This is a genomic window from Frigoribacterium sp. CFBP 8751, assembly GCF_014841545.1.
In the GTDB taxonomy this organism is placed as follows: Bacteria; Actinomycetota; Actinomycetes; order Actinomycetales; family Microbacteriaceae; genus Frigoribacterium.
Map to the genome: position 1 here is coordinate 737,193 of NZ_JACYUB010000001.1, position 20,015 is coordinate 757,207.

Annotated in this window: 21 protein-coding genes; 11 read left to right on the top strand and 10 right to left on the bottom strand. The window is 71.2% G+C overall.

Annotated features, from left to right (window positions below; translation table 11 throughout):
- Positions 1-43 precede the first annotated feature (43 nt).
- The 4 genes from IFT88_RS03570 to IFT88_RS03585 all read right to left on the bottom strand — a co-directional run bounded on the left by IFT88_RS03570 (position 44) and on the right by IFT88_RS03585 (position 3,508).
- Positions 44-262, bottom strand: a complete 219-nt coding sequence (locus IFT88_RS03570) for a hypothetical protein (protein WP_043597243.1) — start codon at positions 260-262, stop codon at positions 44-46.
- Positions 263-404: 142 nt separating this feature from the next.
- Positions 405-1,886, bottom strand: coding sequence for a hypothetical protein (locus IFT88_RS03575; RefSeq protein ID WP_192118913.1), 1,482 nt, complete (start codon positions 1,884-1,886; stop codon positions 405-407).
- 97 nt (positions 1,887-1,983) lie between these two features.
- Positions 1,984-2,814 (bottom strand): mycothiol synthase, encoded by an 831-nt coding sequence (mshD, locus tag IFT88_RS03580; protein WP_192118915.1) that lies wholly within the window; start codon positions 2,812-2,814, stop codon positions 1,984-1,986.
- Between the two features lie 13 nt (positions 2,815-2,827).
- Complete coding sequence (locus IFT88_RS03585; protein WP_043597237.1) at positions 2,828-3,508, bottom strand: winged helix-turn-helix domain-containing protein; 681 nt, start codon at positions 3,506-3,508, stop codon at positions 2,828-2,830.
- 113 nt (positions 3,509-3,621) lie between these two features.
- Here IFT88_RS03585 and IFT88_RS03590 point away from each other — a divergent pair, with 113 nt between their 5' ends.
- From IFT88_RS03590 to IFT88_RS03605, 4 genes are all read left to right on the top strand, one after another.
- Positions 3,622-3,912, top strand: a complete 291-nt coding sequence (locus tag IFT88_RS03590; RefSeq protein WP_056228774.1) for a hypothetical protein — start codon at positions 3,622-3,624, stop codon at positions 3,910-3,912.
- 202 nt (positions 3,913-4,114) lie between these two features.
- Positions 4,115-4,738, top strand: a complete 624-nt coding sequence (locus IFT88_RS03595; RefSeq protein ID WP_192118917.1) for an FABP family protein — start codon at positions 4,115-4,117, stop codon at positions 4,736-4,738.
- Positions 4,731-5,975, top strand: coding sequence for a CAF17-like 4Fe-4S cluster assembly/insertion protein YgfZ (gene ygfZ / locus IFT88_RS03600; protein ID WP_199858873.1), 1,245 nt, complete (start codon positions 4,731-4,733; stop codon positions 5,973-5,975). Before IFT88_RS03595 ends, ygfZ begins: the two co-directional genes overlap by 8 nt.
- 33 nt (positions 5,976-6,008) lie before the next feature.
- Positions 6,009-7,124 carry an FUSC family protein gene (locus IFT88_RS03605; protein ID WP_192118919.1) on the top strand — a complete coding sequence of 372 codons (1,116 nt, stop codon included), beginning with the start codon at positions 6,009-6,011 and terminating at the stop codon, positions 7,122-7,124.
- A gap of 16 nt (positions 7,125-7,140) precedes the next feature.
- Here IFT88_RS03605 and IFT88_RS03610 read toward each other — a convergent pair whose 3' ends face one another.
- A complete protein-coding gene (locus tag IFT88_RS03610; protein WP_043597225.1) occupies positions 7,141-7,917 on the bottom strand; it encodes a methylase in 777 nt (258 codons plus the stop codon).
- Between the two features lie 41 nt (positions 7,918-7,958).
- Between IFT88_RS03610 and IFT88_RS03615 the strand changes: the two genes are divergently transcribed.
- Entirely contained in the window at positions 7,959-8,702 is a 744-nt protein-coding gene (locus tag IFT88_RS03615; RefSeq protein WP_043597224.1) for a phosphoglyceromutase, read from the top strand.
- Between the two features lie 95 nt (positions 8,703-8,797).
- Here the strand turns inward: IFT88_RS03615 and IFT88_RS03620 are convergent, their stop codons facing one another.
- Together IFT88_RS03620 and phoU are read right to left on the bottom strand one after the other, a co-directional pair.
- On the bottom strand, positions 8,798-9,331 hold the full coding sequence (locus IFT88_RS03620; protein WP_052505444.1) for an AAA family ATPase: 534 nt from the start codon (positions 9,329-9,331) through the stop codon (positions 8,798-8,800).
- Positions 9,332-9,425: 94 nt separating this feature from the next.
- Positions 9,426-10,079, bottom strand: a complete 654-nt coding sequence (gene phoU, locus IFT88_RS03625) for a phosphate signaling complex protein PhoU (RefSeq protein ID WP_043597221.1) — start codon at positions 10,077-10,079, stop codon at positions 9,426-9,428.
- A 239-nt stretch (positions 10,080-10,318) separates the two neighbouring features.
- Between phoU and IFT88_RS03630 the strand changes: the two genes are divergently transcribed.
- Together IFT88_RS03630 and IFT88_RS03635 are read left to right on the top strand one after the other, a co-directional pair.
- Entirely contained in the window at positions 10,319-11,512 is a 1,194-nt protein-coding gene (locus tag IFT88_RS03630) for a sensor histidine kinase (RefSeq protein WP_056229599.1), read from the top strand.
- A gap of 13 nt (positions 11,513-11,525) precedes the next feature.
- Complete coding sequence (locus tag IFT88_RS03635) at positions 11,526-12,206, top strand: response regulator transcription factor (protein ID WP_043597216.1); 681 nt, start codon at positions 11,526-11,528, stop codon at positions 12,204-12,206.
- A 128-nt stretch (positions 12,207-12,334) separates the two neighbouring features.
- On the opposite strand, the gene IFT88_RS03640 is transcribed toward IFT88_RS03635, so the two are convergent.
- Positions 12,335-12,931, bottom strand: a complete 597-nt coding sequence (locus IFT88_RS03640) for a hypothetical protein (protein ID WP_192118921.1) — start codon at positions 12,929-12,931, stop codon at positions 12,335-12,337.
- A gap of 136 nt (positions 12,932-13,067) precedes the next feature.
- Here IFT88_RS03640 and IFT88_RS03645 point away from each other — a divergent pair, with 136 nt between their 5' ends.
- Genes IFT88_RS03645 through rlmB form a run of 4 tightly spaced genes read left to right on the top strand, consistent with a single transcriptional unit; the run spans position 13,068 to position 17,308 of the window.
- Positions 13,068-13,550, top strand: coding sequence for a CarD family transcriptional regulator (locus tag IFT88_RS03645; protein WP_043597211.1), 483 nt, complete (start codon positions 13,068-13,070; stop codon positions 13,548-13,550).
- Positions 13,540-14,850: a 2-C-methyl-D-erythritol 4-phosphate cytidylyltransferase gene (gene ispD, locus IFT88_RS03650; protein WP_192118923.1), complete on the top strand. Its 1,311-nt coding sequence runs from the start codon at positions 13,540-13,542 to the stop codon at positions 14,848-14,850. The genes IFT88_RS03645 and ispD overlap by 11 nt, the downstream gene beginning before the upstream one ends.
- Positions 14,847-16,265 carry a cysteine--tRNA ligase gene (cysS, locus tag IFT88_RS03655; protein WP_137846745.1) on the top strand — a complete coding sequence of 473 codons (1,419 nt, stop codon included), beginning with the start codon at positions 14,847-14,849 and terminating at the stop codon, positions 16,263-16,265. The genes ispD and cysS overlap by 4 nt, the downstream gene beginning before the upstream one ends.
- Complete coding sequence (gene rlmB / locus IFT88_RS03660; protein ID WP_137846744.1) at positions 16,262-17,308, top strand: 23S rRNA (guanosine(2251)-2'-O)-methyltransferase RlmB; 1,047 nt, start codon at positions 16,262-16,264, stop codon at positions 17,306-17,308. The genes cysS and rlmB overlap by 4 nt, the downstream gene beginning before the upstream one ends.
- Positions 17,309-17,381: 73 nt before the next feature.
- On the opposite strand, the gene IFT88_RS03665 is transcribed toward rlmB, so the two are convergent.
- Both IFT88_RS03665 and IFT88_RS03670 read right to left on the bottom strand, forming a co-directional pair.
- Positions 17,382-18,698, bottom strand: a complete 1,317-nt coding sequence (locus IFT88_RS03665; protein WP_192118925.1) for a DUF4032 domain-containing protein — start codon at positions 18,696-18,698, stop codon at positions 17,382-17,384.
- 142 nt (positions 18,699-18,840) lie between these two features.
- Positions 18,841-19,941, bottom strand: coding sequence for an ABC transporter ATP-binding protein (locus IFT88_RS03670; RefSeq protein WP_043597318.1), 1,101 nt, complete (start codon positions 19,939-19,941; stop codon positions 18,841-18,843).
- Positions 19,942-20,015: the final 74 nt, after the last annotated feature.

Genomic DNA, 20,015 nt, shown 5'->3' on the forward strand with positions numbered 1-20,015 from the left:
CCGCCGGTTCGGCGGGGGCGTCGTCGTACTGGTGGTGTCGTGCCTACTTCTCTTCGTTCTTCAGCGCGATGCCCAGGGCGAAGAAGGTCGGCGCCCAGTGACCGATGAAGATGCCCCAGCGGTCGGACTGCGCCTTGTCGGACGAGTCCTTCCCCTGTGAGGCGATCCAGGCCACGAGGGCGATCACGATGGAGGCGAAGCCTCCCCAGTAGGCGTGCTTGCTCTGGAGGCCGAGATCGGAAAGGAACTTGACGGGGTTCATGGTGTTCTCCTGACGATGGGATGCGTACCGTGCGCGGTGCCTCAATCCACTCCTCGGTGCTGGGAGCGCGATGGCAGCTCCGCCCGGCCCCCTGGAGTAGGCCTCGCCGAGCCGTTGGTGTACCCCGGTTGTACCCCTCGCGTCAGGTGAGCGGCGTGGCGACGCTCGAGGTGAACGTGGCGCCGTCGGCGGTCACGTCGCTGATCAGGCCGCCCACCCGCACCGGCACCGGTGCGAGCGACCCGTACACGCCGCTGTTGCCCGCGGCGTCGACCCCCTGGGCGGTGAAGGAGGCCGAGCCCGGGGTCGTCGTGCTGACCGCCCAACCGCCGTCCTGCCAGTCGCCGACGATGAACTGCGGCGCCGACTCGAGCGTCCATTTCTGCCCGGACAGCGTGTACCGGCCCGACTCCGTGTCGTACAGGCCGAAGCTGCAGCCCTCCGGACGCAGATCGGTCGAGGCGATGCAGCCCGCGACCCAGGCGTCGACGGCCGCGGTCGCCGCCGTGGTTCCCGCCGGCGTGAGGGTGGTCGTGAGCAGGGTCGGCTGGGCGGTGACGACGGCACCCTCGACCACGGCCGTCGCGGCGGTGGCGGAGTACGACTCGTTCTCGGCGGCGAGGGCGACCTCGTAGCTGCCGGGGAAGGCCTTGAGGCTCACCGAGCCGTCGGACCCCCGGGTGACGGGCGTTCCGTCGACGGCGATCTCGGCCGACGCCGGGCCGGCGACCTGCACCGAGACCGTGCCGAGGTCGACCGGCTGGAGCGCCCAGCGGTCGAAGAACAGCAGATCGCGCCCGTCGCGGACGAGCGTGAAGTCCTGCGCATGGGTCGACCCGTCGGCACGGTGCACGACGGCCTCGACCTGCGCGTCGTCTCCGTCGGTCGAGACGGCGCCCAGCTGGAACCCGTCGACCTGGTCATCGGCTGCGGCGTAGGCGTCGTCGGTCAGCAGGACGTCGCCGTCGGCGACCTCGGTGCCGTCCAGGGCCAGGGCGCGTTCGACCTCGCCGGCTTGGACCGCGCCCAGGTAGTCGCGGACGGTGGCCTCGGGCCGGTGGGAGGCGCTCATCGTGGCGAACGTCACGGCACCCGCCACGACCAACACGAGCAGCAGGGCTGCTCCGCCGATGAGGCCGATCAGCAGTCGCCGACGCCGTGCGGCCTGCTCGGGCGTGCTCGGTGCCGGGGGAGTGGGAGCCTGCGCGTACGCGAACTGCTGGGTCGGCTGGCCGTAGGCATCCTGCCCGGGTGCCTCCTGCGCGTGGCCGGCGACGCCGTACGGCTGCTCGTAAGCGCCCTGTGGCTGCTCGTAAGCGCCCTGTGGCTGCTCGTAAGCACCCTGGGGCTGTCCGTACGCACCCTGCTGCTGCTCGTGGTCGCTCGGCCGCGGCGCGGAACCGTAGAGCTGGTGTCCGTGGCCGGTCGGCCGCGGCGCCTGACCGTCGGGCTGTTGTCCGTACGGCAGGTCCTGGTAGGGGAACGCGGCGGGCGCTGTGGTCGGTTCGTGCCCCTGCCCCTCGGGGTGCTGCCCCTGAGGCTGCTGCCCTTCGGGGTGCTGCCCCTCGGCCGGCGGCCCGTCGTGCCCCTGGTCGTCGCCGCTCGGTCTGGTCTGATCGGTCATGATGCCCCCTCGATCGCTGTCATCCGAACCGCAGCATATCGGTGGACCGGATCGACGCGCACCCCCCGATCGAGAACGGCACGCCTGCCGGGAGCGTTCAGCGCGTGAGCGTGTACTGCACGTCGACCGCGTGGTCCGTGAACCGGCGAGCCGCGTAGAGCCGGAGGGCAGCGGTGTTGTCGCCCTCGACGTACAGTCCCGCGGTGCCGGCCCCGCGCTCGGCGAGGCGGGCGAACCCGGCGTCGACCACCGCGCCTCCGAGGCCTTCGCCCTGGTGGTCGGGCGAGACGCCGACCGCGTAGAACTCCCCGGGCTGATTCTCGTCGAGCTTCAGCCAGCAGAAGGCGAGCAGTTCGTCGCCGCGCCAGAGCAGGACGAAGTCGCCCGCGTCGAACCACGGCTCGGCCTTCCGCGCGTCGAGGTCGGCCTGGACCAGCGAGCCCTGCTCGGGGTGGTCGGCGAACGCCCGGGCGTTGAGGTCGAGCCAGGCCTGGTCGTCGACGCCCGGTCGGAACGAGGCGACCCGGTCGCCGTCACGCAGGCGGGGCGCGGGGGGCCCGGCGGGGACGTCGGCACGCTGTTGCACCAAGCGACGCGTCTCGGCGAGGCCGAAGCGCGCGGCGAGCACGCGCGAGCCCGGGTGGTCGCCGTGGGCCCAGAGCAGCAGCGGACCCTCGGTCTCGTCGACGAGTCGCTGCAGCAGCTCGGCGCCGCGTCCCTGTCGGCGGTCGTCGGGATGCACGACCAGTTCGGCCTCGCCGTCGCGCAGCACCGCCGCGGCGTGCGCATCGCCGACCACGGTCGCCGCGCCCGACCGGACGTCGACCAGCGTCTGGTCGGAGAACGGCGGGCTGCCGTCGGCCTCGATGGCCGCGCGGGCGAGAGCGGGCACGAAGGAGGCGCGGGTCGCGTCGGCCGCGCCCGTCACGACGCCACCGTGCTCACGAGACGACCGCCTGGGCGTCGTCGTCGTAGACGTTGAACCGGTAACCCACGTTGCGCACGGTGCCGATCAGCGACTCGAGGTCGCCGAGCTTGGCCCGGAGGCGCCGGACGTGCACGTCGACCGTGCGCGTGCCGCCGAAGTAGTCGTAGCCCCAGACCTCGCTGAGCAGCTGCTCGCGGGTGAAGACGCGGGACGGATGCGTGGCGAAGAAGCGGAGCAGCTCGAACTCTTTGAAGGTGAGGTCGAGGGGGCGGCCGTGCACCTTCGCCGAGTAGCTGGCCTCGTCGATGACGACGCCCGAGGCGTGGATCTTCGAGCCGTTCTGCGACTGCGCGAGGCGACCCGTGACCAGGCGGATGCGGGCGTCGATCTCGGCGGGACCGGCGGTCTCGAGGATGACGTCGTCGACGCCCCACTCGCTGTTGACGGCGGTCAGCCCGCCCTCGGTGAGCACCAGGACGAGCGGCACCGTGACGCCGGTGGTGCGGAGGATCTTGCACAGCGACTTGGCGCTGGCGAGGTCGGCGCGGGCGTCGACGAAGATCAGGTCGCTCGAGGGCGCGTTCACCAGTTGCGCGGGTTCGGCCGGGATCTGCCGGGTACGGTGGCTGAGCAAGGCGAGCGACGGCAGGACGTCGGGGCCGCCCGCAGAGGTCAGTACCAAGAGCTGCGCCACACGACCTCCAGTGAATGTACTGTCGAGCAGTCTAAAACATGAGACCCCGCCACTCCGACCATCCGATGCTAGGGCAGGTCGGCAGAACGGCGGACACGAACGAGGGACGAACGGTGCAGGCAGGCGAACGAGACGTCGACGCGACGACGGCACGGCTCAAGCCGATCACGGTCGTCCCGGTCTGGGTCGCCACGCTCGTCGTGGCCGTGCTGATCGGCCTGCGGTCGCCCGCCTCCGAATACTGGGACCACGTCGTCCTCGCCCTCGGCGGGGCCATCGTGCTCACCTTCGTGCTGCAGCTCGCCACGAGTCAGAAGGACGGCCTGGTCTCGCGCACGATGCTCAGCACCTGCGGCAGCCTGGTGATCCTGGCCGTCGTGACGGGCGTCTTCGCGCTCGTCTGACCGCCCGCCGCTCGGATCGTCTGAACGGTCGCCCCGAAGGACTGGGCACGTCGGTGGTCGCCGGGTAGGCTCGACGTCATGGATTCCCTGCTCGCACTCGAGGTGTTCTACATCGGGCTCCTCGGCCTCGCCACCCTCGCCATCGGCTTCGTCTCGGTCGTCGTCCTGCTCAAGTTGTTCAAGGGTCAGCGCTGACCGCTCCATGATCGACATCCCCACCGACCTGCCGTCCGAGCTCGTCCCCCTCTCGTGGTTGATCGGCGTCTGGCAGGGCACCGGCGTCGTCGACTACAAGATCGGCGAGGGCGACCCCGACTCCGAACCGGGCACCGAACGGCGCACCCACCAGTTCGGGCAGCGCATCAGCTTCAGCCACGACGGCCTGCCCTTCCTGAACTACAGCTCGTTCACCTGGCTGCTCGACGACGAGCACACGCCGCTGACGAGCGAGACCGGCTACTGGCGGCTCGAACGCCCGGCCGAGCCGGGTGACCGCGGCCCCGGCATGCTGCCCGGTGTCGGCGTCCAGCCCTTCACGTCGGCCCGGGCGGTCGAGATCCTCCGGACGCCCGACGACGGCTTCGGCCTCGAGGTGCAGATCGCCCATCCGACCGGCGTCAACGAGCTCTACCTCGGTCGGGTCAAGGGGCCGCGGATCGACCTCGCCACCGATGCCGTCGTCCGGTCGAGCAACGCGAAAGAGTACTCGGCCGCCACCCGCATGTACGGCCTCGTCGAGGGCAAGCTCTTCTGGGCGTGGGACATCGCGGCCCTCGGCCAAGAGCTGCGTTCTCACGCGTCCGGGCAGCTGGCACGCGTTGACTGACGCCGGCGGCCCGACCCCCGAGGCCACGGGCCCCGTGGTCTCGCCCTTCTCGACGCGTGACGGCTTCGTCGACGACGGTTCGGGCGTGGCGGCGCACTACGGCAACCCGCTCGGCGAACAGCGTCAACTCGCCCGGGGGGCGGCGGTCGTCGACCTGTCCGACCGCGGCGTGCTGACCGTGACGGGGCCCGATCGGCTCAGCTGGCTCAACTCGCTGACGAGCCAGGCCCTCGTCGGTCTCGCGCCGGGAGTCTCGACCGAGACCCTGCTGCTCGACGCCAACGGACGTCTCGAGCACGCGGCCCGCGTCCTCGACGACGGCGAGACCGCCTGGCTGCTCGTCGACCGCTCCGAGGTCGCCCCCCTCGGCACCTGGCTCGACCGCATGCGCTTCATGCTGCGCGTCGAGGTCGCCGACCGCACGGGCGACGTCGCGACGATCGGCTCCATGCACGACCTGCTCGACGACGACCGCGACGGCGACGGCACCGTCCCGCTCGTCCCGGTCCTGACGTCGCACGACACGGCGCTCGTCTGGGTCGATCCCTGGCACGAGGTGGCCGTCGGCGGCCACAGCTACGCCGACCCCGACCGTCACCCCGGTCACGACTGGACCTACCGCGAGAGCCTGGTCCGACGATCCGACCTCGACGCGCTCGCGGCCCTCCCGGCCGAGCGGCTCGCCGTGGCGGGCACCCTCGCCCTCGAGGCCCTGCGCATCGAGGCCTGGCGTCCCCGCCTCTCGACCGAGGTCGACGAGCGCACCATCCCGCACGAGCTCGACTGGATGCGCAGCGCGGTGCACCTCACCAAGGGGTGCTACCGCGGCCAAGAGACCGTCGCCAAGGTGCACAACATCGGCCACCCGCCGCGGCGGCTCGTCATGCTCCACCTGGACGGCAGCGACGGCGTGCTGCCCGAGCGCGGTGCCGAGGTCGTGCTGGCCCCGGTCGCGGGCAGCGTCCCCGACGAGGCCGACACCGCAGGAGGCGCAGGGCCAGACCCCGAGACCGGCGCACCCAGATCGGTCGGTCACGTCACGAGCGTCGCCCTGCACCACGAGCTCGGCCCGGTCGCCCTCGCGCTCGTCAAGCGCGGCACCGACGAGTCCGCCCCGCTCGCCGTCGTCGTCGACGGCCTGATGATCGCGGCCGCTCAAGAGATCGTCGTACCCGCTTCGGCCGGTGCCGCCGCGGGTGTTCCCCGGTTGCCGCGCCTCGGCGCCGTCCGCCGCTGACGGCCCGGTGAGGCAGTGCAGCCGGGCCCGGTCGTGACCGGGCCGACGCGCGGCGGCGGTCTGCGACGCGGCTGGCACCGCGCCTCCTCGTCCTTCGACGTGCGCGACGCGACGGCGCGCACGATCGCGTCCGGCCCGGCGATCGTCCAGATCGTGCTCGCCGTGGCCGGGGCCTACGCGATCACGCACTACGGACTGGGGCACGCGATCCCCCTGCTGGCGGTGACCGTCACGATCTCGTCGCTCGGTCTGGCCCGCGACGCCCGCCCGCGACGGGTGCTCGAGAACGCCGTCGGCGTGCTGATCGGCATCGCGCTCAGCGAGGTCCTGCTCATGGTGGTGGGCAAGGGGCTGTGGCAGATCGCCCTCGTGTTGTTCGTGACGCTGCTGGTCGCGCGGTTCTTCTCGTCGAGCAGCGCCTTCGCCGCGGCCGCCGCGACCCAGTCGATGCTCGTCATGCTGCTGCCCGACCCCGACGGAGGTGCGTTCGTCCGCAGCATCGACGGCGCCGTCGGCGGAGCGGTGGCGTTGCTCGTCACGGCGATCGTGCCCCGCGACCCCGTCGGCCTGGCCCGCCACGACGCCCGGCGCCTGTTCGACGAGGTCGATCGGGCCTTCGCGGCGCTCGTCGGCGCCCTCCGCACCGACGACGCCCCACGGGCCGACGACGCCCTCGAGCGGCTGCGGTCGACGCAGCCCGTCCTCGACGACTGGTCGTCCACCCTCGAGTCGGCCGAGTCCATCGCCCGGCTGTCGCCGTTCCTGCGTTCTCGGCTGCCCGACCTGCGGCAGCAGGCGACGGTGCGGCGCTACGTCGACCTCGCCGTGCGCAACCTGCGGGTGGTCGCACGGCGGCTCGACACGCAACTCGGCGACGGTGTCGACCGGTCGGCCCTGGCCGACCTGCTCGAGTCGACCTCGCGCGCGGTCGCCGTGCTCGGCCGGTCGGTGCACGACGTCGAGCAGCGTCCCGTCGCCCGCGAGGCCCTGTCGGCCGTCGCCCGACGACTCGACCCGACGGCGGTGCTGCCCGGAGCGCCCGTGACCGAGGCGATGGTCGTGCTGATGCTGCGCCCGCTGCTCGTCGACCTGCTCATGGCCACGGGCCTGGACCACGACGAGGCCCGCGCCCGGCTCGCCCGCGTCTGAGGAGACCCGCCCAGGGTCAGTCCCGTGGCGCGACCGCGGCCCAGGGCAGCGAGAGCTCGCCGAGCCGCCACCGCGACCGTCCGCCCTGCACCGGCCAGCCCGCGTCGCGCAGCCCCTGCACCGTCGCGAGCCACCGCTGCACCGGCCCGTAGACCGAGAGCGGTGCCGCCACCGCCCACTGCCGGTCGAGGTCGACGAGCAGGTCGTGGACGCGCTCGCCCCGGACGTTGCGGTGGATCAACGCCTTGGGCAGCCGTTCGGCCACGATCGAGGGCAGCTCGAGCCCGGCGAGCCGCAGCGAGATCGTGAAGGTCGTGGGCCCCGCGGGCGTCACGTCGATCCAGCTCGCCACGCGCCCCACCTCGTTGCAGGTGCCCTCGACGAGGACGCCGCCGGGCTGCAGCCGAGCCGTCATGAGCGCCCAGGCATCGGCGACCTGCGACTCGTCGTACTGCCGCAGCACGTTGAACGCACGGATCACCGCGGGCCGCCGGTCGCCGTCGAGCGGCACCTCGAAGCCGCCCCGCCGGAAGCTCACACCGGGCCGCGCCGACAGGCCGGCGAGTCGTACGCGTTCGGGCTCGATCTCGATGCCCACGACCTCGACGTCGTCGCGCACCTTCAGGAGGCGCTGGTGCAGTTCGAGGGGAGTCGTCGCGCTCGCCCCGTACCCCAGGTCCACGACGAGCGGGTCGTCCGCCCGCCGGAACGACGGGTGCGCGGCGATCCAGCGATCGACGCGACGCAGGCGGTTGGTGCCGGTCGTGCCGCGCGTGACGGAACCGATGGGCATGCGCCAAGTCTGCCATCGGGCCGTCGCGATACGCTGGCGGCATGACTTCGACCCTCATCCTCCTGCGTCACGGCAACAGCGAATGGAACGCGAAGAACCTCTTCACCGGATGGGTCGACGTGCGGCTCACCGAGCAGGGGCGCCGAGAGGCCAAGCGTGCCGGCGAGCTGCTGCGCGAGGCCGACCTGCTGCCCGACATCCTCTACACGTCGCGCCTGACCCGGGCGATCCAGACCGCCGACATCGCCCTCGAAGAGGCCGACCGCCTCTGGATCGACGTGAAGCGCTCGTGGCGTCTCAACGAGCGCCACTACGGTGCGCTCCAGGGCAAGGACAAGGCGCAGACGCTCGAGCAGTACGGCCCCGAGCAGTTCCAGACCTGGCGTCGCTCGTTCGACGTGCCGCCGCCCCCGCTCGACGACGACAGCGAGTTCTCGCAGGCGCACGACAAGCGCTACGCCGAACTCGGCATCGACGCCCCGCGCACCGAGTCGCTCGCCCTCGTCATCGAGCGCATGCTGCCCTACTGGCACAGCGACATCACCGAGAGCCTGGCCGCCGGCGACGTCACCCTCGTCGTCGCCCACGGCAACTCGCTGCGTGCGCTGGTCAAGCACCTCGACGGCATCAGCGACGACGAGATCGCCGAGCTGAACATCCCCACGGGCATCCCGCTCGTCTATGAGCTCGACGACGACTTCGTACCGACCGGCCCGGCTCGCTACCTCGACCCCGAGGCCGCCGCCGCCGGTGCCGCCGCGGTCGCGAACCAGGGCAAGAAATAGCGCCTCCCGAAGGTCCCGCGCCCCGCGCCCCGTCCTCGGGGGCGTGGGGCGCTTCGGCGTCCGGCGCCCCGGCACCCCAAGGTTCGGGGCGGTCGTCAGACGAACCGGGCGCTGATCTGCACGACCAGGTCGTCCATGTCGACGGGCGCACTCGTGTCGACGCGGATGACCGGCCACAGTCCGAGGGGCTCGGCACCGGCCACGCGGGTCGGCCAGGCGGCACGGGCCGATTCGACGGTGCCGTGCGCCGGGTGGCGGCCGCCGGCCGCGAGCCGGTCGACCACGCGCTGCAGGGCCACCTCGGGGTCGACGTCGCACCACACCTCGACGGTGCGCGGCGACCCGGCGCGCTCGACGCCGGCCCGGGCGGACTCGAGGTCGCGCTCCCGCTGCCACGACGCGTCGACCACCACGCCCGCCTCGACCTCGCCCGCCATCGCCCAGACGGTGTCCATCGCGATGCCGCCGAGGGCCTCGGGGGCGATCATGGGCCCCGCGAGGTCGACCAGCGCCTCCGTGATCGGGTCCTTCGCGAGCAGCGGGCACCCGAGCACCCCCGCGAGCGTGGCCGAGAGGGTGGTCTTGCCCGATCCGGGCAGACCGTTGACGAGGATCGCGACTGAAGCCATGCCTCCATCCTCGCGGACGGCGCAGGGCCGACCGAACGCAGGAGGCGCGGTGCCCGTCGAACGGGCACCGCGCCTCCTGCAGGTCGGCCGTCGATCAGACCTCGGGTGCGACCCAGTCGCCGGTCGCGAGGTACTGGACCTTCTTGGCGATCGAGACCGCGTGGTCGGCGAAGCGCTCGTGGTAGCGCGACGCGAGGGTGGAGTCGACCGTGTCGACGGCCGCGCCCTTCCAGGTCTCGCCGAGCACCTTGTCGAAGACGCTGAGGTGCAGCTCGTCGATGCGGTCGTCGTCGTTGCGGATCTCTTCCGCCAGGCGGACGTCCTCGGTCGTGAGCAGTTCGGTGAGCTTGTTCGCGATGGCGACGTCGAGCTCGCCGAGCTCTTTGAAGGTCGGGCGCAACGACTTCGGCACGACCTTCTCGGGGAACCGGTAGCGGGCGAGCTGGGCGATGTGCTCGGCCATGTCGCCCATGCGCTCGAGCGAGGCGCTGATGCGCAGCGCACTGACCACGATGCGGAGGTCGCGGGCGACCGGGTTCTGGCGGGCCAGGATGTCGATGGCCAGCTCGTCGAGGGCGATGGCGCGCTCGTCGATCTTGTCGTCGTCGGCGATGACCTGTTCGGCCAACGAGACGTTCGACTCGTTGAAGGCCGTGGTCGCGTTCGCGATCGAGACGGCGACGAGGCCGGCGATCTCGACGAGACGCTCCTGCACCTCCAGGAGTTCCTGCTGGAATACCTCGCGCATGTCGTGTTCGACCCTCTCGTCGTGGGGGCTCGGTGGCCCTGGGAGCACGGTGGCTGTGAGCGACGTGCGGGACGCACGCTCGGCTCGTGACGTGGGGGCAGAGTCGCCCGCACAGTCCCGACGATGCTCTCCGGTGAAGGTTAACGACCGGTGATCACCGCCTGAACTCTGACCAAAGTACAGCGGATGGGACGACCTCCCGTTCATGCACCCACCGGGGGGTCACTACTGTGAACGACATGGAATCCGCCTGGCTGGTGCCGTTGTCGCTGGCCTTCGGGGTCGTCGTCGGCGCCGCGATCGTGGTGGTCGTCGTCTCGGCCCACCGACGAGCCGTTCGCGCCGCGGCACTCGTCGACGTCGCCCTGCCCGACGGCATCGACGCCGTGCTCGACGCGCTCGAGTCGGCGGGCCTCGTGGTCGACCCGTCGGGCAACGTGCTCAAGGCCTCGGCCGCGGCGCGCCAGCTCGGACTGGTCTCGGCCCAGCAGCACCTCGTCCACCCCGAGGTCGAGACGATCGTCGACGCGGTGCGACGGCACGGCGACCCCGTGGTCGAAGAACTCACGCTGCCGCGCCTGCCCGGCAGCGAGGCCACCATCGCCGTGCACGTGCGGGCCGCGGCACTCGGTGGGCGATTCGTGCTGGTGCTCGCCGAGGACCGCACCGAGGGGCGTCGGCTCGACGACATGCGCCGTGACTTCGTCGCCAACATCAGCCACGAACTCAAGACGCCCATCGGCGCCGTCGGCCTGCTCGCCGAGGCGCTCGAGTCCGCGTCGGCCGATCCCGAGCAGGTGCGTCACTTCGCGGCCCGCCTGACCCGTGAGGCCGGCCGGCTCGGTCGCCTCACCCAGGACATCATCGAGTTGTCGCGTCTTCAGGCGACCGACGCCCTCGAGACCAGCGACTCGGTCGACGTCCGCACCGTGGTCGACACCGCCGTCGACCGCAACCGCGTGGGTGCCGAGGCGCGGGGCATCGACCTCGTCGTCCGGGGCGGCAAGCACGCGCACGTGATCGGCGACCAGGCGATGCTCGTCACGGCCGTCGACAACCTCGTCGCGAACGCCATCAACTACTCGCCCGACGGGTCGCGGGTCGGCATCGGGGCCACGGTCGACACGGGCGGGGTCGTCGAGGTCTCCGTGACCGACCAGGGCTACGGCATCCCCGACGACGAGCTCGACCGGGTCTTCGAGCGGTTCTACCGGGTCGACCCGGCCCGGTCTCGACGGACCGGCGGCACGGGTCTCGGGCTCGCCATCGTCAAGCACGTGGTGCAGAACCACGGCGGTGACGTGCGGGTCTGGTCGCAGGTCGGCAAGGGCTCGACCTTCACCCTGCGCCTCCCGGCCGCGGATGTCGACCCCGTCACCCGCTCGATCCCCACCACCGCCGCCTCGGCATCAGAGCACCAGGAGACACGATGACCATGGAGACCCGATGACCCACATCTTGATCGTCGAGGACGAAGAGTCCCTCAGCGAGCCCCTCGCCTACATCCTGCAGCGCGAGGGCTACCAGGTGAGCGTCGCCGAGGACGGCCCCGCCGCCGTCACCGCGTTCGACAAGACCGGAGCAGACCTCGTGCTGCTCGACCTCATGCTCCCCGGCATCCCGGGCACCGAGGTCTGCCGCGTGATCCGCACCAAGTCCCAGGTGCCGATCGTCATGCTCACCGCCAAGGACAGCGAGGTGGACATCGTGGTCGGCCTCGAGCTGGGTGCCGACGACTACGTCACGAAGCCGTACTCGACCCGAGAGCTGCTCGCCCGCATCCGGGCCGTGCTGCGCCGCCGCGTCGACCCCGACGACCTGTCCGACTCGATGCTCGAGGCAGGCGACATCCGCATGGACGTCGAGCGTCACGTCGTGACGGTCCGCGGCGACGACGTCGCCATGCCCCTCAAGGAGTTCGAGCTGCTCGAACTGCTCATGCGCAACGCCGGGCGCGTGCTCACGCGTGGTCAGTTGATCGACCGGGTCTGGGGGTCGGACTACTTCGGCGACACGAAGACCCTCGACGTGCACATCAAGCGCATCCGCTCGAAGATCGAGGCCGTACCGTCCGAGCCGAAGGCACTCGTCACCGTGCGCGGCCTCGGCTACCGCATCGAGGCCTGACCCCGGGGCACGGGCCGACGGCCCGCTCCGACCACGTCGAGAGCCCAGGAGGCGCGGTGCGCGTCGGACGCGAGAGGCCCGGCACCGCACACGGCGGGCCGGGCCTCTCGGCTGACGGGGGAGGGACGCTACGGCGTCGGCGACGAGGACGGCGCCTGCTCGGTCGCCTCGGGCAGGGGCGTCGACGACGGCGCGGCGTCGCGGGACGGCGTGGGCGACGGCAGCAGGGTGGCGTACTCGCCCAGTGCACCGGTGAGCACGGGCACGACGAACGACTTGCCGGTCTCGGTGCCGTACTGGACGAAGATCGTCACGAGGGCACCCGGGTCGGAGTCGAGGGACTCCATGAGGAACTGGTCCTGACCGGGCTCGGTGCCGAGCGAGACCTGCGACGAGCCGTCGACCTCGACGGTCTGGGTCTTCTTGCCCGAGGTCGTGGGGTACTCGAACGAGACCTCGGCGGCCTCGTCGCTCGTGTTGAGCACGACCATGCTGAGGCTGGCGGTGCCGCCGTCGCCCTCGCTGGCGGTGAGGGCGATCGCGTTGCGCACCTGGATGTCGCCGACGTTGACGCTCGTGCCGTCGCTCGCGTCGTACTGCTTGGTGGTGGCCTGCGGGCTGATGAAGTTGCACCCGGCGGCGGTCAGGACGACCACGGCACCGACGGCGGCGGCCGAGACGAGCCGCGTCGTCAAGCCGCGCGACTTCAGGGTTGGGGCTCGCACAGGTGTCCTCCAGGATCAGCGTCACGACAAACGTACGTGGTCCAGCTTATCCGCGCCCACGGGGGTCGGTTCCTTAGGGCAGCCTTACCAACGACTGCTTATGGTATCCTGGGTGTCGCAGAATGGAGCCTGATTCATGCAGTTCGAGGTCGGCGAGACCGTCGTATACCCGCATCACGGGGCAGCGACAATTTCAGAAGTCAAGAAGCGGATCATCAAGGGCGAAGAGAAGCTGTACCTCAAGCTTCGCGTCACCCAGGGTGATCTGACCATCGAAGTACCCGCAGACAACGTCGACCTGGTCGGCGTGCGAGACGTCATCGGCAAAGAAGGTCTGGACCGCGTCTTCGACGTGCTCCGCGCCCCCTTCACCGAAGAGCCGACCAACTGGTCGCGCCGCTACAAGGCGAACCTCGAGAAGCTCGCCAGCGGTGACGTCATCAAGGTGTCCGAGGTCGTCCGCGACCTCTGGCGTCGCGATCAGGACCGTGGCCTCTCGGCCGGCGAGAAGCGCATGCTCGCCAAGGCTCGTCAGATCCTGATCAGCGAGCTCGCGCTCGCCGAGAAGACCGACGAAGAGAAGGCGTCGAGCGTCCTCGACGAGGTCCTTGCGTCCTAGCACTCCCGACGACCGCTCGGTCGACGACGGTGGGGTCCACACCCCGTCCGGAGTCGGTCGGGCGGTCGTCGTCGTTGCGGCCGGCAGTGGCACGCGCCTCGCCCTCGGCAGGCCCAAGGCCTTCGTCGAGGTGGCCGGACGCAGCATCCTCGAACGCTCTCTCGACGCCGTCTTCGCGTCGGTCGTCCCGACGCAGGTCGTCGTCGTCGTGCCCGAGGCTCTCGTCGCCGAGTCCCGCGCCCTCGTCGACGCCGTCGCCGGCCCGGCCCGCGGCTACGCCTCCGTCGTCGTGGGCGGTGTCACGCGACAGCAGTCCGTCGCGGCCGGTCTGACGGCCCTGGGACCCGACGTCGAGACGGTGCTGGTCCACGACTGCGCCCGGCCGTTCACCCCCACCGCCCAGTTCGACCTGGTCGCCACGACCGTCGAGGCGACCGGCGACGGCGTCGTGCCGGGCCTGCCGGTCACCGACACGATCAAACGCGTCGACGGTGACGCCGCCTTCGTCGTCGACACCGTCGACCGCAGCGAACTCGTCGCCATGCAGACGCCGCAGGGTTTCCCCCGAGGCGCCCTCGACGACGCCTACGCGGCGGCGTCCGTCGAGCACACGGACGACGCGGCGCTCTTCGCCGCCGCCGGCCACCGCGTCCGCATCGTGGCGGGCGACCCGGTGGCCTTCAAGATCACCACCCCGTGGGACCTCCGTCGGGCCGAGACGATCGTCGCCGAGAGCGACGCGAGCGGGCCGGGGCGCGAGACGACCGATCGACCCGGCCCGCGCCTCCTGACCGGGGTCGGCACCGACGTCCACGCGTTCGACGCGGCCCAGCCGATGCACCTCGGGCTGCTGCACTTCCCGGGCGAGGCGGGCCTCGCGGGCCACAGCGACGGCGACGCGGTCGCCCACGCGATCGTCGACGCCCTGCTCTCGGCCGCGGGTCTCGGCGACATCGGGTCGAGCTTCGGCACCGACGACCCCCGGTTCGCCGGGGCGTCCGGCGACGTCTTCCTCACGGCCACCCTCGAGCTGCTCGCGGCGGCGGGGGCCGCACCGGTCAACGTCGCCGTCCAGGTGATCGGCAACCGCCCCCGGCTGTCGTCCCGTCGCGTCGAGATGCAGGACGGGCTGACCCGCGTGGTGGGTGCCCCGGTCAGCGTGTCGGCCACGACGACCGACGGGCTCGGCTTCACCGGCCGCGGCGAGGGCGTGGCCGTGATCGCGACGGCGCTCGTCACGCGCGAGGGGTCGTCCACCGGCGACGCGGCAGAAGCCGTGTCAAATAGGCTGATCACGTGACCATCAGGCTCTACGACTCCCGTCAGCAGACGCTCGTCGACTTCGTCCCGCTCGTGCCCGGCCAGGTGGGGCTGTACGTCTGCGGACCCACCGTCCAGTCGTCGCCCCACATCGGGCACCTGCGCTCGGCTCTGGTCTACGACCTCTGGCGGCGCTGGTTCACCTACCGTGGCCTCGACGTCACCCTCGTGCGCAACGTCACCGACATCGACGACAAGATCCTCGCGTTGGCCGCCGACACGACCGAAGAGTGGTGGGCGCGCGCCTACCGCTACGAACTCGAGTTCACCGCCGGCTACCAGGCGCTCGGCATCCTGCCGCCGACCTACGAGCCCCGGGCGACCGCCAGCGTCAGCGAGATGCAGCAGATCGTCACGACGCTGCTCGAGAAGGGGCACGCCTACGTCGCCCCCGACGGCTCGGGCGACGTCTACTTCGACACCGCCGCCTGGCCGACCTACGGTGCCCTGACCAACCAGTCGATCGACGACATGGCACCCGCGGCCGACGCCGACCCGCGGGGCAAGCGCGACTCCCGCGACTTCGCGCTGTGGAAGGGCCACAAGGCCGACGAGCCCGAGTCCGCCTCGTGGGCCTCGCCCTGGGGCGAGGGAAGACCCGGCTGGCACATCGAGTGCTCGGCGATGTCGGCCCGCTACCTCGGCGAGGCGTTCGACATCCACGGCGGCGGGCTCGACCTCCGGTTCCCTCACCACGAGAACGAGCTGGCGCAGTCGACCGCGGCCGGCATGGGCTTCGCCTCGTACTGGATGCACAACGGCCTCGTCGCCGTCGAGGGCCAGAAGATGTCGAAGTCCCTCGGCAACTCGATCTTCGCCGCCGACTTCCTGGCGCAGGCCCGGCCCGTGGTCGTCCGCTACTTCTTCAGCGCCGCGCACTACCGGTCCACCATCGACTACCACGAGGGCGCCCTGCTCGAGGCCGAGGCAGCCCTCGACCGCGTCGAGACGTTCCTCGAGCGGGCTCAGCGCCGTCTCGCCGACACGCGCTTCGCCGGGGTCGGTGCCCGCGTCGTGCCCGACGAGTTCGGCGAGGCGATGGACGACGACCTCAACGTCCCCCAGGCCGTGGCCGTGCTGCACGACACGGTGCGGGCCGGCAACGTGGCCCTCGACGACGGCGACCTCGACACCGCCGCGCGCTCCTGGCAGCACGTGGCCGCCATGGTGGCCGTGCTCGGCATCGACCCGACCGCGCCCGAGTGGCGTGCCGGTGACGAGGTCGACGCGCACCGTGCGCTCGGCGCGCTCGTCGACGTACTCTTGGCCGAACGCCAGCAAGCCCGGGCCGATCGCGACTTCTCGCGGGCCGACGAGATCAGAGGCGTCCTGACGGGCGCCGGCATCACCATCGAAGACACCCCCAGCGGGTCGCATTGGAGCCTCGAACAGTGAAGAACACCAGCGGAGCACGCAAGGGCCGTCCCGGCAGCAGTGCCGTGCGTCAGGGCAGCAAGGGCAAGCAGGTCGGCAGCGGCGGACAGGGGCGCCAGGCGCTCGAGGGCAAGAAGCCCACTCCGGCGGCCGAGGACCGCCCGTACCACCCCGCGGGCAAGGCCAAGGCGGCGCGCGACCGGCTCGAGGCGGCTCGCGGTCGTGGCGGAGCCGGGCCCCGTGCCGGGACGCCGATCGCCGGTCGCGGCGGGCCCGATGCCCCCCGACGTCGCCCGAAGTCGGCCGACGACCACGAGATGGTCACCGGTCGCAATTCGGTCGTCGAGGCCCTCCGGACGCGCATCCCGGCGACGACCCTCTACATCGCCGCCCGCATCGAGATGGACGAGCGCACGAAAGAGATCCTGCAGCTCGCCACCCGTCGCGGCCTGCCGATCCTCGAGGTCATGCGCCCCGAGCTCGACCGCATCACCGGGCACGACTCCGTGCACCAGGGCGTCGCGCTCAAGGTGCCGCCGTACGAGTACGCACACCCCGTCGACATGCTCGAGGCCGCGGTCAAGCGTCAGCAGAAGCCGCTCTTCGTCGCACTCGACGGCATCACCGACCCGCGCAACCTCGGGGCGATCATCCGATCGGTCGCCGCGTTCGGCGGGCAGGGCGTCATCGTCCCGCAGCGTCGTTCGGTCGGCCTGACGGCATCGGCCTGGAAGACCTCGGCCGGTGCGGCCGCGCGCATCCCCGTCGCGATGGCGTCGAACCTGACGCAGACCCTCAAGTCGTTCAAAGAGCAGGGCGTGTTCGTCGTGGGCCTCGACGGTGACGGCGACGTCATGCTGCCCGGCCTCGAGCTCGCCGATCGCCCGATCGTGGTCGTCGTCGGCAGCGAGGGCAAAGGCCTGTCGCGCATCGTCGCCGAGACCTGCGACGCGATCGTGTCGGTGCCGATCACCGGTGCCGTCGAGTCGCTGAACGCTGGCATCGCGGCCTCGGTCACGCTGTACGAGATCTCGAAGCTGCGCGCCGAGCGCAAGAAGAAGTAGGCGGGCACCCGCGAGACGCGGGGTCTCGACGAGGCGCGGGTCGGCTGGGTGCTGGCCCGCGCCTCCTGCGTCCTCAGACCTTGCTGCGCCAGTCCTCGTCGGCGTCGGCCTCGTCGGCCTCGAGCTGGGCGGCCTCGAGCTGGGCGGCCTCGGGCAGCGTGATCGACTCGGTCGCCGGCTCGATCACCATCTGCTCGTCGCGACGGTGTCGCAACACGTCGTTGATGTACGAGGTGAGGGCCTCGGCGATGGGCACGTCGCGGTTCTCGGCCTGCGACTGGTACCAGCGGTGCTCGAGCAGCTGGTGGAACACCTCGGCCGGTTCGAGCCGTCCGCGCAGGTCACGGGGGATCGACCGCACGACGGGTTCGAAGACGCGCGAGGCCCACTCGTGGGCGATCATCTCTTCGTCCGAGTCCGACTGGTCGGTGCGCATGCGGTAGGCGTCGAGGTCGTTCAGCAGGCGACGGGCCTGGTTCTCCTCCACGTCGAGGCCGGTGAGTCGCAGCAGGCGGCGGGAGTGGTGCCCCGCGTCGACGACCTTGGGCTGGATCTTGACCTGGCTGCCGCCCTCGGCCGTCTTGATCGCCAGTTCTTCGATGTCGAAGCCCAGGTCGTTCAGGCGCTCGACGCGGTCGTTGATGCGCCAACGTTCGGAGCTGTCGAAGGTCTCGGCACCGGTCAGCTCGGTCCAGAGGCTGCGGTACGCGGCGACGATGCCGTTGCTGACGTCGACCGGGTCGAGGTTGTCGTCGAGGCGCCCGCCGGCCTCGAGGTCGAGCAGCTCGCCGGCGATGTTGACGCGGGCGACCTCGAGGTCGTTCTCGCGCTGGCCGTTCGAGAGGCCGCCCGGGTAGAGCTTGCCGGTCTCGGCGTCGACGAGGTACGCGGCGAACGCGCCCGCGTCGCGGCGGAACAGCGTGTTCGACAGCGACACGTCGCCCCAGTAGAAGCCGATGATGTGCAGCCGGACGAGCAGCAGGGCCAGCGCGTCGACGAGGCGACGGGCCGTGTCGGGTCGCAACGTCTGCGAGTACAGCGCCCGGTACGGCAGCGAGAACTTGAGGTGCCGCGTCACGAGCACCGGGTTGAGCGGCGACCCGTCGGCGTCCTGGCGGTTGGTGATGACGGCGAGCGGATCGACGCACGGGATGTCCATGCGCTGCAGCGTGCGCAGCATCTCGTACTCGCCGCGGGCCATCTCGCCCGACGTCTCCTTGATCGCGATGACGAAGCCGCTGAGGTGCGCGAAGCGCACCAGGTGCCGCGAGATGCCCTTGGGCAGGGTCGCGATGGCCTCGTCGGGCCATTCCTCGAGCGGCAGGGCCCAGGGCAGGTCGAGCAGCGCCGGGTCGGCCGTGGCCGAGGTGATGTTGAGGGAGTCGGGCATGAGGGCCTCTCGTGCGGGGGAGCGCCGCCTGAGGCGAGGCGGCGGGGGAGGTCAGGAGGCGCGGGGCCGGAACGCGGGACGGCCCGCCGGGTCGATCGGAGGGATGCTCCGACCGGACTCGACGGGCCGACCCGACGGGGTGCTAGGCGCTGACGACGGCCTTGTCGCCGAGACGCTCGCCGCTCTCGGTGTCGAAGACGTGCACGTGGTGCGCCTGCGGGGTGACGTAGATCGTCTCGCCGAGCTTCGGGTGGTTGCGACCGTCGACGCGGACGACGACGTCGACGCGGTTGCCGTCGACCTCGGTGTGACCGTAGAGGTAGCCGTCGGCGCCGAGCTCTTCGACGACGTCGACGGTGACCGCGAGGCCCTCGCCGGTCGTGTTGACCACGACGTCCTCGGGACGGACGCCCACGGTGACGCTCTTGCCGTTGGCCTGGCCGACGGTGTCGCGGTCGACCGCGGTGACGGCCGTGCCGAACTGGATGCCACCGTCGACGACGTCGGCGGGCAGCAGGTTCATGGCGGGCGAACCGATGAAGCCGGCGACGAAGACGTTCTGCGGCTTCTCGTACAGGTCGCGCGGCGTGCCGACCTGCTGCAGGACGCCGTCCTTGAGCACCGCGATACGGTCACCCATGGTGAGGGCCTCGGTCTGGTCGTGCGTGACGTAGACCGTGGTGACGCCCAGGCGGCGCTGCAGCGACGCGATCTGGGTGCGGGTCTGCACGCGCAGCTTGGCGTCGAGGTTCGACAGCGGCTCGTCCATGAGGAACACCTGGGGCTGACGGACGATCGCGCGGCCCATGGCGACGCGCTGACGCTGACCACCCGAGAGGGCCTTGGGCTTGCGCGAGAGGTAGGGCTCGAGGTCGAGCAGCTTGGCGGCCTCGAGGACGCGGGTGGCGCGCTCTTCTTTGCCGACGCCGGCGATCTTCAGGGCGAAGCCCATGTTCTCGGCGACCGTCATGTGCGGGTAGAGCGCGTAGTTCTGGAAGACCATCGCGATGTCGCGGTCCTTCGGCGGGACGTCGGTGACGTTGCGGTCGCCGATGTAGATGTCACCCGAGTTGACCTCTTCGAGGCCCGCGAGCATGCGCAGGGTGGTCGACTTGCCGCAGCCGGAGGGGCCGACGAGGACGAGGAACTCGCCGTCGGCGACCTCGAGGTCGATGCCGTCGACCGCGGCGCGAGTGCTGCCGGGGTAGAGACGAGTTGCCTTGCTGAACGTGACTGACGCCATGATCTTCTCCTTCACCGGCAGGTACGTGCCGGACGATCCGTTGTGAATGGACGGTGATCAACCTCAGAGGTCTG